Source organism: Hyalangium minutum, assembly GCF_000737315.1.
GTDB classification, from domain to species: domain Bacteria; phylum Myxococcota; class Myxococcia; order Myxococcales; family Myxococcaceae; genus Hyalangium; species Hyalangium minutum.
On the sequence record NZ_JMCB01000012.1, the window covers coordinates 289,223 to 301,614 of the forward strand.

Annotated in this window: 12 protein-coding genes; 3 read left to right on the forward strand and 9 right to left on the reverse strand. The window is 68.0% G+C overall.

All coding sequences use genetic code 11. The features are described from left to right. Window positions 1-2,367: a carbohydrate-binding domain-containing protein gene (locus DB31_RS28790; protein ID WP_157232229.1), complete on the reverse strand. Its 2,367-nt coding sequence runs from the start codon at window positions 2,365-2,367 to the stop codon at window positions 1-3. A 295-nt stretch (window positions 2,368-2,662) separates the two neighbouring features. On the opposite strand from DB31_RS28790, the gene DB31_RS28795 reads away from it, so the two are divergent. Beyond that, window positions 2,663-3,148, forward strand: coding sequence for a hypothetical protein (locus tag DB31_RS28795; RefSeq protein WP_044193285.1), 486 nt, complete (start codon window positions 2,663-2,665; stop codon window positions 3,146-3,148). A 24-nt stretch (window positions 3,149-3,172) separates the two neighbouring features. Here the strand turns inward: DB31_RS28795 and DB31_RS28800 are convergent, their stop codons facing one another. Together DB31_RS28800 and DB31_RS28805 are read right to left on the reverse strand one after the other, a co-directional pair. After that, the gene (locus tag DB31_RS28800) at window positions 3,173-4,441 is read right to left on the reverse strand and encodes a hypothetical protein (protein WP_044193287.1); all 1,269 of its coding nucleotides are present in this window, start codon (window positions 4,439-4,441) and stop codon (window positions 3,173-3,175) included. After that, a complete protein-coding gene (locus DB31_RS28805; protein ID WP_044193289.1) occupies window positions 4,438-4,800 on the reverse strand; it encodes a hypothetical protein in 363 nt (120 codons plus the stop codon). Before DB31_RS28805 ends, DB31_RS28800 begins: the two co-directional genes overlap by 4 nt. Before the next feature lie 40 nt (window positions 4,801-4,840). On the opposite strand from DB31_RS28805, the gene DB31_RS28810 reads away from it, so the two are divergent. Further along, window positions 4,841-5,707: a 50S ribosomal protein L11 methyltransferase gene (locus tag DB31_RS28810; RefSeq protein WP_044193292.1), complete on the forward strand. Its 867-nt coding sequence runs from the start codon at window positions 4,841-4,843 to the stop codon at window positions 5,705-5,707. Between the two features lie 6 nt (window positions 5,708-5,713). Here DB31_RS28810 and DB31_RS28815 read toward each other — a convergent pair whose 3' ends face one another. Both DB31_RS28815 and DB31_RS28820 read right to left on the reverse strand, forming a co-directional pair. Then, window positions 5,714-6,991, reverse strand: coding sequence for an MFS transporter (locus DB31_RS28815; protein ID WP_044193294.1), 1,278 nt, complete (start codon window positions 6,989-6,991; stop codon window positions 5,714-5,716). Between the two features lie 44 nt (window positions 6,992-7,035). Beyond that, window positions 7,036-8,136, reverse strand: coding sequence for a metal-dependent hydrolase (locus DB31_RS28820; RefSeq protein WP_044193295.1), 1,101 nt, complete (start codon window positions 8,134-8,136; stop codon window positions 7,036-7,038). Here DB31_RS28820 and DB31_RS28825 point away from each other — a divergent pair. Continuing rightward, entirely contained in the window at window positions 8,135-9,199 is a 1,065-nt protein-coding gene (locus tag DB31_RS28825; protein ID WP_240486935.1) for an AraC family transcriptional regulator, read from the forward strand. The two genes, DB31_RS28820 and DB31_RS28825, sit on opposite strands and share 2 nt — an antisense overlap. Window positions 9,200-9,226: 27 nt before the next feature. Here DB31_RS28825 and DB31_RS28830 read toward each other — a convergent pair whose 3' ends face one another. From DB31_RS28830 to DB31_RS28845, 4 genes are all read right to left on the reverse strand, one after another. Further along, complete coding sequence (locus DB31_RS28830; protein ID WP_240486936.1) at window positions 9,227-10,108, reverse strand: type VI immunity family protein; 882 nt, start codon at window positions 10,106-10,108, stop codon at window positions 9,227-9,229. Window positions 10,109-10,387: 279 nt separating this feature from the next. Then, window positions 10,388-11,491: a site-specific integrase gene (locus tag DB31_RS28835; RefSeq protein ID WP_052420325.1), complete on the reverse strand. Its 1,104-nt coding sequence runs from the start codon at window positions 11,489-11,491 to the stop codon at window positions 10,388-10,390. After that, on the reverse strand, window positions 11,481-11,873 hold the full coding sequence (locus tag DB31_RS28840; RefSeq protein ID WP_044193301.1) for a hypothetical protein: 393 nt from the start codon (window positions 11,871-11,873) through the stop codon (window positions 11,481-11,483). Before DB31_RS28840 ends, DB31_RS28835 begins: the two co-directional genes overlap by 11 nt. Window positions 11,874-11,967: 94 nt before the next feature. Continuing rightward, a partial coding sequence (locus DB31_RS28845; protein WP_205628579.1) for a site-specific integrase occupies window positions 11,968-12,392 on the reverse strand: 425 nt, incomplete at its 5' end.

Sequence of the window (12,392 nt, forward strand, 5' to 3'; positions counted from 1 at the left end):
TCAGCGGTGGGTGTACTCGGGCGAGAGGGCGATCGTCTTCAGCACCGCCTTCAGGTTCCCGTTGTCGGCCTGCGCCACGTCCCAGAGCCGCTTGTACATGACGCGCTCGTCCTGGGTGTGCCGCATCTCCCGGCCAAAGAAGAGGATGTACTGCGCGTTCAGCGTCCGGCGCGCGAAGGACTCCTTGAGCACCGCCTTCTGCGCGAAGGCCGACATGCCCTGGCCCTTGAAGGCGTACGCGCCCACCAACCCCCGGTCGCTGTCGTCGATGGGCCGCCCCTGCTCGTCCGTGGTGCGGTACGTGCCGTCATCCGCCCAGCGCAGCCGCTGGTGCGACAGCGGCGTCAGCGTCTGATGGCACGAGAAGCAGAGGCTCGTGGGGTCCACCGTGGAGGCCGCCGTCGCCGCCCCGCGCATGTCGAACACCTCCGAGGGAATCTCGAAGATGGAGCCCATGAAGTCCGTCATCACCCGCGCCGCGTAGTTGTAGTGCGGCAGGCCCGGCTTGTTCTGCAGGAAGCCCTTCATCGTCAGCACGCCCGTCTTCCCGTGCTCCGAAGGCCGCGACACCTTCGCGAAGTCCGTGGACACCGAGTAGTCGCCCGTCAGCAGATCCTGGAACGGCGTCCCTGTGGTGGCCAGGTACGTCCACAGCCGCGCGGGCTCGTCCGTGTCCGCCGTGCCCTCGCTCTCCGTGCGCACCCGCATCTTGTGGAAGTAGTACGTGCGGAAGTCCACCGAGGCCAGGTACCCGTCCACCATCTGCTCCCAGCTCTTGCGGCCTGCGTCGAAGTCCGCCAGCTCCGTCGCGTTGGGCGGCCGACCCACCAAGTCCTGCGCCAGCTTCACCAGCAGCAGCCTGTCCTTCTCCCCCCCCGTGCGGCTCTCGTACGAGGGCGGCAGCGTGAAGAGGAAGTCCGGCGAGCGCATGATGCCCTCGCACAGCCCACTCCACGCCTTGGGCAGATCCGCCTCGTAGTTCGCCAGGTCCTTCACCAGCGCGTAGCCGTCCGTCTTCTCCTGCGGGGTGCTTGGCCGGTACACCATCCGCCGGAAGAGCGTGTCCACCTTCGCCTTGGCCGCGTCCGTGCGCGTGGTGCCCGTGGAGGGCTCTGTGGGGCCGTTCACCTTCACCCAGTCCACGTACAGGTTGCGATCGCACGTGCCCGACATGTTGAAGTCGTTGGTGAAGGCCGCTGACACCGTGTGAGTCCCCGCTGGCACCGTCATCGTGTGCACGTGGTCCGCGTACGCCGTGGCCGACACCGCGAAGGACTTCACCACCGTGCCGTCCACCCGGATTTCCATGGCCGGCAGGTCCGGGCCGCACTGGCTGCCGTAGGCGCGCACCGTCAGGTTGTACGTGCCCGTCACGGGGAAGTTGTACGGCGTCGTCGTGGTCAGCTGGCCGTTGGTATAGAGGTTCCACCCCGTGGAGGTGAGCGCGCCCGTGGTCGCCGTCAGGTCCGTGGCTGTCTCCGCCTCGTACTGCCGCGTGGCCGCCGGCGGCGTGTCGATGATGGGCGCCGAGGTGTCCAGCCCCGCGAAGGGGCCCGTCTTGTTGCGCGCCGCCTGGAGGCACACGTCCGGCGCCAGCGCGTCCATGCCCAGCAGGAAGTCCGGCGAGGCCACGCGCGCCTCGACGAAGTACTGCACGTAGTCCACGCCGCCGAACAGGCCCACCGTCTGGGCGAACTTGTCCACCCCGCCGCGGACCCAATCGTCGTTGAAGACCTGCTTCACCTTCCCCTTCAGCTGCACGTAGCTGAGGAAGGGATTGTCATAGGTGACCACCGCCGGGCCCGTGTATGGCTGCAGCAGCGCCGGGGGGAACTCCTCGTCCGGAGGCGTCTGCGGCGAGCGCGCCTCCACCGCCGCCAGCTGGCAGGTGAGGCTGGCCATCGCCGCGATCTCCTTCGCGCTCCACGAAGGCTGGTTGCGCGGCATGCGCACGCTCTCGTCCGTGGACACCAGCCGCGACACGAGCGAGCCCGGCTGCGTCGTCAGGAAGCCCGCCGCCCGCGCCGCGTAGAACGTCTCCGTGGGCTCCTGGCTCACCTTGAACTGCCGGCCGCTCGTCGTGGCGTGGCAGGAGATGCAGCCCGAGTCCTGGCGCACCATCGCCGGGTACACCTGGCGGCCGAAGTCCGCGGCAATGGTCGCCAGCGACACCGTCTGCGGCACGCTGGCCAGCTGGCACGAGAGCGCCCCCGTCGGGTCCACCGGCAGCGGGGGAGGGTTCTCGTCGTCGTAGTTGGGCACCCCGCCGATGGAGGGCACTTCCAGGCTGGCCTCGCCGTAGCAACCCACGGCGCTCATGGCCAAGGCCACCACGAGCATGCGCAATCGATGCGGTCCGGATTCCACCTGGCTCCTCCGACGCGGAACGATGGGGAGGTGTAGTGAGACCCAGAGTTAACTTGGAAAACAAGTTAGTTAGTAAACCCTTGAGATTACTCAGAGCACATAGGTACTGGGGTCGCAATGTTGCGCTGGGGACATTTACCGACATAGCCCCTGGGCGCCTCGGGAATCCGTGACTCCAGCCGCGCGTCTCGGATTTTCGCTGCCTCCCGCGTGCTCAAGCGGACCCACTTCGAGGGGTTCGTTTGGGCTCAGGCCTTGCACCGCCAGCCTCCATACCGACGAGGAGGTTCGCACGATGAAGTGGATGGGAGCTTGGGCCGCCCTGGCCCTGTGTCTGGCGGGCTGTGGCGAGAGCGCAACGAACGTGGATCTGGATGGCGTCGCGCACGCCAGCGTGTCCTATGGGGATGGGATGTCGTTCTCCACGCGCTACACCTTCGCGCTCTCCGAGCGGGTGCTGCTCGGAAAGTGGAGCCAGAATGGGCCGGGCCCGGGCTACCGCTCCGAGGAGGACAGCCGGAGCCTCTCGGAGGCCGAGGCCGCTCAGCTGCAGGAGCTCGTCAATGCCATCCACATCTCCGAGCCCTCACAGTCCGGGCAGTGCTGGGAGGACACGGCCTCGCTCAGCTTCCAGCTGACGGACACCACGGGCACCGAGCGCCGCTACCCCACGGATCCCGAGCGGCAGCGCTGCAATAACACGAAGCTCTTCGCCGAGAAGGATGACGTGCAGGCCTTCCTCGACGGCTGCCGCGCCCTGCTGCCCGAGAAGGAGCTGTGAGCCGCTGAGGCGCGGGGAGCCGAATCAGAGCGCCGTGCGCATCCACACGGCGCGCACCAAGGGGGCCTCCAGCGACCCGAGCCGCTGCTGCCCCATCACCACGCCGACGAGCTCCACCCGCGAGCCCCTCGGAAAGTCCTGCGCCCACAGCCGGTCGGGTGCCACGAACACCAGCACCCGCATGCCGCCCACCTGCACCACCGCGATGTTCTGCTCCTCGCGCCGCTCTAGCACCCCGCGCAGCAGCACGGCCTGCCCCACCAGCCGCTCCGGCTCTTGCAGCTTCTCCAGGTCCGGGCTGCCCTCCGACAGCTTCAGCGCCTGCGGGTAGGCCGCCACCGCGTCCTCGAACGAGTTCACCGTCGGCGCGTCCGTAGGCTCTGGGCTCGTGCCCTTCGCCGCCAGCGCCGCATCCAGCTGCTTCACCCGCTCCTCCACGGGCGCACCCGGCAGCACCCTGCACGCCAGCACCCGCCTGCGCAGCGCCTGCAGGTGCTCCGCCTCGTCCTGCTCGAGCGCCGTGGGCTCCAGGGGCTCCGACAAGAGCCGGCTGCAGGCTCGGAACGTGGCGAGCAGTTCCTGGTCCTCCTCGCTGATGACCGCGGGCTCACCGCCCACGAGTACCCCCGTGAAGCTCATGCCGCGCAGCTCGTCCGCCGTGAGCTCCAGCGTCCCGTTCGTGAGTGCACGCGGCTCCGGGGGCGTGCCCGGGCCTCCGGCGAACTCCACCGTGCCCGTGGCCGGCTGGGGATGACAGGACTCCTCGCGCAGGCTCACCACCGCATCCGCCTTGCGCGTCTGTGTCTCCTCGCCCGCCCGGGCCGTCTGGATGATGCCCGTAATGAGCGCCGGCACCCCGAGCGACAGCAGCGCCACGCCCCACACCGTCGCCGCCTTCTGCGAGGACGCGCCGTAGCGGCCCTCCCGGTCGATGGTGTCGCGGTTGGGCTCGGTGCTGAAGAGAGGCCGTGCCAGCAGCAGTCCCGCGCCTACCGCCGTGTTCGCCGCTCCCGCGCTGATGGCCGGTCCCGCCGAGGGCTCGTAGTGCTCGGTGATGAGGTTCTCCACGAACTCCTCGTGCTGCTCGGAGCGGCACACCTCCGAGCTGACGAAGCGGAGCTGGAGCGTGGGCCACTTCGCCTCCACGTCCGCCGCCAGCGTCCGCTCGCCCAGCGTCACCTCCTTCGAGTACGTGCGCAGCAGCGGGCCCCGCTCGACGCGGCGCTCCGCCTGCATCGGCGCGCACCCCACCGCCAGCATCAGCGCTCCGGCCATCCCTCGCTTCCACTTCATGGCTGGCGCCCTCCCAGGAAGCCCGTGAGGTCCGGACAGTCCTCCAGCACCTCATCCACATCCTCGCACCGGGGCGCCTTGTTCGGATCCGTGCCCTGGCGCACCAGCGGCAGGCGGCAGCGCAGCACCCGCTCGCGCGAGGGCGTGGAGAAGGCGAACTCCTCCGCGCCGCACCCGGTGCGCTCCTCCAAGGTGGACTGGCAGTCCATGGACCCCAGCGCCAGCTGCTCGTTCACTCCCTCACAGGTCCGCGCCAGGCACATGCGGGTGATGACGTCCTGACAGAGGGCCCCATCCGGCGCGGGAGGACCGGAGCAGGCGGACACCCAGACGAGCAAACCCAGGGGAAGCAGTCTCATGGCCCTTCCACCATAGCGAGCCCGGGGATAAAGGGCCCGCATGTCCCAGACCTATCTGTCTCTCACCGTGGAGTTGCCCGAGGATCAGTCGGAGGCCGTACAGGACGTGCTCCACGAGTCCGGAGCCATGGGCCTCGAGGTGCGCGACCGGGAGGCCCCGCCCATGCCCGGCGTGCGCGGCCCCAATCCCGGCGAGGCCATCGTCATCGCCTACTTCGAGGACATGGACACGGCCGAGGCCGTCCGTGCCCAGGTGGCCGAGGACTTCCCGGACGCCCGCGTGCTCCTGGAGGAGAAGCCCCAGCAGGACTGGAGCAACGAGTGGAAGGCGCTCATCAAGTCCGTGCAGGTGGGCCGGCTCTGGGTGGGCCCGCCGTGGGAGGCAGACTCGGCGCCCCAGGACAAGGTGCGCATCGTCATCGAGCCGAAGATGGCGTTCGGCACGGGTGACCACCCCACCACCTCGCTGTGCCTGGCGGCGATTGACACGTACATGGGCTCGCACCCGGGCGCGAGCGTGCTGGACGTGGGCACCGGCACCGGCGTGCTCGCCATCGCCGCGAAGAAGCTGGGCGCGGGCCGCGTGGTGGGCACGGACAACGACCCCACGTCCGTGGAGCTGGCCCACGAGAATGCCAGCGTGAACAGCACTCCGGACGTGGAGCTGTCCGGCAAGGAGCTGACACAGGTGAAGGGGCCGTTTGATTTGGTGGTGGCCAACATCCTGGCCAACACGCTCATCGCCCTGGCGCCGCTGATTGCGCCGAAGGTGAAGGACCGGCTCATCCTGGCGGGCGTGCTCGCGCACCAGAAGGCCGAGGTGGAGGCCGCCTTTACCGCCCACGGGCTCACCCCCGAGCCGGGGGCGGCCCAGGGCGAGTGGGTGCGGCTCGACTTCCACCGCTGAGGTGGCTCAGGTGGCGGCGGCGGGCTGCGGCTTCTTGCGCAGGAAGAGCAGGAAGAGCAGCCCCATGCCGGCGATGCCCGCGAAGGTGATGAGCCCGTCGAACCCCACGCTCGCGCGAGCCCCCAGGCCCCGGAAGCTCGAGGCCTGGCCATCCAGCGCGGTGGCGTAGCTGATGGCGAAGTTCGAGGCCGCGACGAAGAGCGTGTACTTGGTCGTGACGGCCGCTCCGGACCTCACCATCTCCAGCACCATGCCGGCGAAGGCCGCGAACCCGGCGCCATTGGCGAAGCTGTAAGCGAGAATGCCCCAGATGTACGTCGTCTCCGTCATGGGCGCAGCCGCCATGGCGAGGGCACACAGCCCCGTGGCGACTCCCATGAGGGCGTAGTTGAGCTTGCGGTTGATCCGATCCGACAGCCAGCCCCCCAGCAGCGAGCCCAGCGCCCCAGAAATCCCCATGCCCAGCCCGTTCACGAGCTGCACCGTGCTCTCGGAGGCCTTGTACTCGCCGGACATCGCGCTGAAGAGGTTGGTGAGGGCGCCACAGCTCACCGGCATCAGGCACAGCACGAGCATGATGACGCCATCCCGGCTGAAGGCCGTGCGGAAGAGATCCTGCACGATGCCCTTCACGCGCTCCCAGGTGGCGCGCAGCAGCGAGGCCGGGGCCGCGGACTTCTCGTCCTGGCGCTCGGAGATCCAGAAGATGCCCGCGCCGCTCACGAGCACCAAGGTGGCCAGCACCACTCCCGTCACTTCCCGGGAGAACGTGCTGGCCAGCCAGATGGCGAGCGCTCCGAGGAGGGCCGTGGCCCCCACGTTCCCCGCCATCTGCCAGCCACCGGCGCGGCCCTTGTCCTCCAGGCGGGTGGTGATGGCCATGAGCCCATTGAGCGCGGCATGCGCCGTGGTCGCGGCGGCCTGCAGGGCGGTGAGCAGCAGCGTGTAGAGCCCCAGGTGCTGTGCGGGCTCCGGGAGGAGCGCGCAGGCCAGGAGCAGCACGGCGGTGAGCAGCGTGGAGACGCCGTACCAGACGCGCCGCCAGGGCCCCAGGTCGATGAGCGGCACCCACAGGAGCTTCCAGGCGTGGGGAGAGAAGGCCGTCCCGGACAGCAGGCCGATGTCCGCGAGCGGCATCCCATCCTTCGACAGCCAGTAGGGCACGGCCGTCTGCAGGAAGCCGACGGCGGCGCCAAACGGGACCTCGAGGAGGCCGAACAGCGGGGGCCAGGACCAGCGTTCTTCAGTGGTGGCGGCGGGGACAGCCGCCTCGCTTTCAATCACGGAGCGCTCGGGATGGGAGGAGAGGTGCGGAGTATATGCGCGGCTCAGCGCGGGCGAAGCTGCCGGTCCAGTTCCACCACCTCCGTGCCGATGCCACTGCGCGTCCGCGAGTACCGCACGTCCTGGAGGACCACGCGGTAGCCGTCTGCCTGCTCCTCCACTCGGTAGGTGGGGAAGCGCAGCCAGTTCACGAAGCCTTTCACCTCTGGAGCGGCAAGCGCAGCCTGGACGACCGGGCTGGGGGCCTCGCGAGGGATGGGAGGATGGCTGGTGCGGAAGCGCCCGGATTCTCCCGCCAGCCAGTCCAGCTCGATGAACTCGTAGCGGCCTGGGAGCAGTGCAATCACATCGCGTGTGAACGGGTTGGCGGGGAGTGGACCTGCGGCGACGCGCTCCGGCTCGGTGCCCTGCTGGCGCAGCCACTCCGCCACCTGCCGCTCCGCCAGCCGCGAGCCCGCGAACATCGCCACCATATAGAGGAGCAGCGTGATGCCGCAGACCGTGGCCACGCGCTCGATGCGCAGGGAGTGGATGCCTCGGATTCGCAGAGAGGCGACGGCGGCGACTCCCACCAGCCAGAGGGCCTTCAGGGGGAGCGGCGTCAGGTCCGTATAAAGGATGAGCCCCGTGGTCGCTACGCCGAGCACCAGCCATCCGGCGATGCTCCAGCGGGCGCGCGCATCCGCCATCACGACGGCGGCTCCCGCGAGCAGCCACATCCACGGGTCGATGATGAAGAGCGCGTCGCCGTAGAACCACCGCCCATCAAAGGGCATGAGCACGCGCACGCCATAGTTGTTCATCCAGTCCAGCAGCGTGTGGCTGAACACGGAAAGGTAGGAGAGCAGCAGCAGCGGCCAGAACCGTGCGGGCTCCTTCTCCGGATGGCGTCTCCGGCGGAGGTACGTGTCCCCCAGCTTCACCGCGCCCGCGAGCATCCACGGCAGCACAGCCAGGGCGAGCACCCCGTGCGTGATTCCCCGGCGCAGCAGGAGCGAGGTGTCCGAGTTTCCCAGCACGGTGAAGCCGTCGATGTCCGGCAGGTTGGCGCCGAGCACGAGCGTCAGCGTGGCCAGCGGGGTCTTCCGCTTGAGGCCCGCCTCTCCCATCCAGGCGCCAACGAGCGAGTGCGCGAGGTTGTCCATGCGAAATACGCTAGCCTCTGGCCCTCGCTTGGCGAAGCCGACTTCCCAGATGGAGGGCTCCTCCTCCCCGGCCGTGCGGACCCAGCTCGTGGGCCCGTTCCTCGGCTGGCTGCGCGCTCGCGGCCAGGACCCGAGCCCGCTCATCCAGCAGTTTCAGCTGCCTCCCGACGCGGAGTCGCTGCCCGAGCTCAGTCTCCCGCTCTCCACCCTCCGCGCCTTCCTCGATACCGCCGAGCAGCGCTCGGGTGATGCGTTCATCGGCCTTCACGTGGCTCAGGCCTTCAAGCGCGGCACCTACGGCCTCGTCGAGTACATCGCTCGGGCCTCCCCCACCCTGCGAGACACCTTCCGCCGCCTCGCCCGGTACATGGCGCTCCTCAATGACCAGATGGTCGCCTCCTTCTCCGAGGACGCCTCCACTGGCACCTTCACCTACGGCGTCCCCGGCGAGCCCCTCTCCTACGGCCGCCACGCCAATGAGTTCGGCCTCGCCCTCTTCGTCCACGTAGGCCGCCAGCTCACCGAGCAGCCGTGGAACCCGCTCGCCATCTCCTTCGCCCACCCCGCCCCTCCTGACTTCGCGCCCCTCACCGCCCACTTCGGGGTCACCCCCTCCTTCGGTGGCGGCCTGAACGTCCTCACCCTCTCCGCCTCCACCCTGGACCTCTCTGTCGTCTCAGGCGATCCCGTGCTGCTCTCTGTCCTCGAGCGTGCCGCCGGAACCCCTCCCGCACGTGAGCCCACCCCCGCCCTGCCCGAATTCGTCCAGCGCGTGCACGAGGCCATCCGCGGCTCCCTCCGCGACGGCGCTCCCAAGATGGAGACCCTCGCCAAGCAGCTCCACGTCAGCGCCCGCACCCTCCAGCGCCGCCTTGCCGAGCACCAGACCACCTTCCAGGATGCCGTCGACGCGGTGCGTTGCGAACTCGCCCAGCAATACCTCCGAGACCCACACCTGGGCGTCAGCGAAGTGGCCTTCCTCCTGGGTTACTCGGAGCTGAGCACCTTCGACCGGGCCTTCAAGCGCTGGACCGGAAAGACTCCTCGCGAGTTCCGCGGCTGAGCCCTGGCGTCTTCCGCCAGGAGCAACTCACTGGCAGAGACGCCGGAGCCAGTGTCGCATGTTGTCCTTGTTGAGGGGCGTGAACCATCCGTTGCGCTCCTCATACATGAAGGGCTCTAGCAGGTGAGCCAGCGCCTTGTACTGCGGCAGGTGCGGCTGCTTCTCAATGTCGATGGGGTCCGGCCACTCACCCAGGGTGATCAGCAGGCGCTCGCCCTCCATCGGCTCGAAGGCGACGTCCGGGAAGGCGAGCTTCGGACGCAGCCCCTCCAGTCCACCGAGCTCGCCCAGAAGTGGCTGTCCGAGGAAAGTGAGCCAGTAGGCCCCTCGGGCGCGCGTGCCGATGACCCGGCTGGTGGCACTGAGATCGTAGAGATCCAGGCCCAGGTAGCGGGGAAGCAAGCCGAGGAGTTCCTTGCGCGCGGAGTACCAAAACCCCCGTGGAGCAACAAACGCGAGGCTGGCATAGCCAAAGCTGAAGGGCAGTTCGCCCGCCAGTTGGAGCGCCAGAGCGCGCAGGTGGGCAGGACCGTGCTCCAAGAGGTATTCGGTGGGAAAGGAGAACGCCACCCCGCTGGTCGCCTCCTCGTCATGCGAGAACATCGGATGATCGAGCCTCACACCGCAATATTCGAAATGGTAGTCGCCCGTCTCACTGGGATTATCGTCCAGTTCAACGTTCCAGCCTCCGCGTTCTGGCCCTGCTCGCTCCAGCAAGGTATGGCGAACAGCCTCCCAACCCTTGTCATCCAGCGGGAGCATGTCTCCCTCATTCGAGGCGTACCAAGACAAGGACTGCTGCGGTATGGCTCGGACATAGGTCTGCAAAGCGCGCCAGATGTCGAGAGCAATTTCTGGGTGGGAGCGGCGCATGAAAAAACAAATGACGACGCCGTCTCGTGCCGCCAAGACTCCGTCCTTCGTCCGCAGGCGGATGACAGGAATGCTCTCCCTCATCGAACCATTCCGCTCTTGGGAGCAATGAGCACAGCGGGTCCCCCCAATGCGTCCTCGTAAACTCTGCGTTGATCGAGCCCCGAGTAGGCGCTGCGTTCCCTATACAGAGTCCACTGCGGACGGTTTGTATCGGGGCACGGAAACTTGAAGTCGAATACACCCAACGCCATTCCCTCGTTTTTCCACGTGTTTTCTCCTTCCAGGGATATTTGAAGTTTGCGCCCGTTCAAATTACCCAGGACGGTTCTGCACCAAGTTGTTCACCACCTCCTGCTGCTGCTTCGCCGCCTGCCTCACCGCTGCCAGCGCGTCTCTATCCACCTCCTTACCTCGTAAGTTGTCGGCGTACAGCTGTAGGGTGTTGACGAACTTGTGGCCGGTGAGCGTCTTCGCCTTCTCCACGCCCACGGCCTTCACCGCCTCGGTGACGAAGGTGTGGCGGAAGCGGTGCCAGAGCTTGCCCGGGCGCACTCCCCGAATGGCCTTGGGGAACTCCTCCGGGCAGGCCGCGCGCAGCTTCTCCTCGAGCTTCTCCACGTACGTGCCGTTGTAGGGGAAGATCCACCCGTACGCTTCCCCGTCCGGGCCGAGGCCGCCCGCGAGGCGACCGCGCTTGGCGCCGAAGAGCTTCTGCCCGCGCATGAGGGCCTTCCGCGTCTCCCGGAGGTAGTGCACCGTCTCCTCCGAGAGAGGGAACACGAGGCTGTTGGCGTCGTTCTTCAGCGAGTGCGGCTTCATGAGTTTGCGGTCGCGTTGCTGCTGCACGTGCAGCTCCGGGCCGCCCTCCGCGTTCCAGCGGATGTGCCGCCACTCCACTCCCAGCGCCGTGCTCACGCGCATCCCGCCCTCGTGCCGTTGGAAGCAGAGGAAGGCTCTGGCCCGGTCATCCGGCATCGCCGCGAGCATGCGCGCCCAACTGCGCACCGGGTCTTTGAGCCCCTCCGGCTTGCGCGGCGCCGCCGGGAAGCGCTGGAAGGCCCCAGCATTCAGGAGCAGCGGCCACTTCAAGTCCCGCGCGCGCGCATACACTGTGTGCAGGTGGTCCTTCGTCATGTTGGCCGTGCCGGGCAGAATCTCCGCGCGCCCCAGGCGATCGGAGAGCCAGCCCTGGAGTTGCCCCCGGCTCGGCTTGGCGTGGTGCCCGAAGCGCTCCAGAGCCAGGCGGAAGGTGCTCGCGTAGGCCTTCTGGGTGTGGCGCTTCTGGTGCCGGAGGAAGGCCTTCTCGTACCACGCGAAGAGGGCGCCCAGCGTGGGCGTCTCCGTGAGGGGCAGTTCCTCTTGAGCCTTGGCCCGGGGCTTCTTCTTCGAGAGCGTCTTCAGGCGCTTAGTCGTCATCCCGTTCCTGCCCTTCCAGCCGCGCTGAGAGTTCGTCGGCCGCCTCTCGCGTCACGTCGCTGGCCTCACTGAGCCGGGCGCGCGCCTTCAGCATTGCGGCAACGGCTTCGAGGGCGAAGGTGGTGGGTCTACGGCCCGGCTTCCCTTCGAGCCCAGAGGGCAGCGCACGGGTGAATGCGGCCAACTCCTCGTAGGCCTTGTTGGCGTGGCCCATCGCCTTGCTGAGGTGTGCCAGGGCCTGCGCCGCCTCCTTGAGGCTCTCCTTCGTCTTCTTGCGTGCCTCGGCCGGCGTCGGTTCGTAGGCGCGGCGCTTCGTCTTCCCTTGGCCGTGCACAACGCGAAGCTCAGGAGTGTCCTTCGTCTTGTCGTTCTTCTCGCTCATGTCTGGTGGTTCCTGTGGGGAGTGAATGGATCTTCCGGCGCGGGCTCGGCAGTGCTCCAGAGCCACGCCAGCCTGCGCACGGAGGTGGGGGGAGCTACTCGCTGGAGTCCTTGCGGCTGAGGCCTCTGCCGCTGTGCTCGCGGATGGCCTGCTCCTGCAGCTGCTCTTGGATTCGCCAGCTCTCCTCAACCCCCTTGCTCGTGCCCTTCAGTTCCACATTGAAGGCGTTGAGGTACGTGTACGTAGTGGACGGCTGCTTGTGGCGGAGCATCTGGTGCAGATCCTCCTTCTCCATCGTCCCATCCAGCACCGCCTTGTAGTGGAGGACGGCGAAGGTGTGCCGGTACACGTGCCATGCATCCCCGCCGTCCACCCCGCGCACGCGCTTGGGGAAGTCCTGGGGCGACACGGCCCGGTGAATCGTATCTGTTCGCCGTGCCCCGTCGTGACGAGGTGCTCCCCGGTGTGACACCTCATGGGCTCCAGACGAGGAGGAGTCCATGGAGAAGGAGTTGGAGC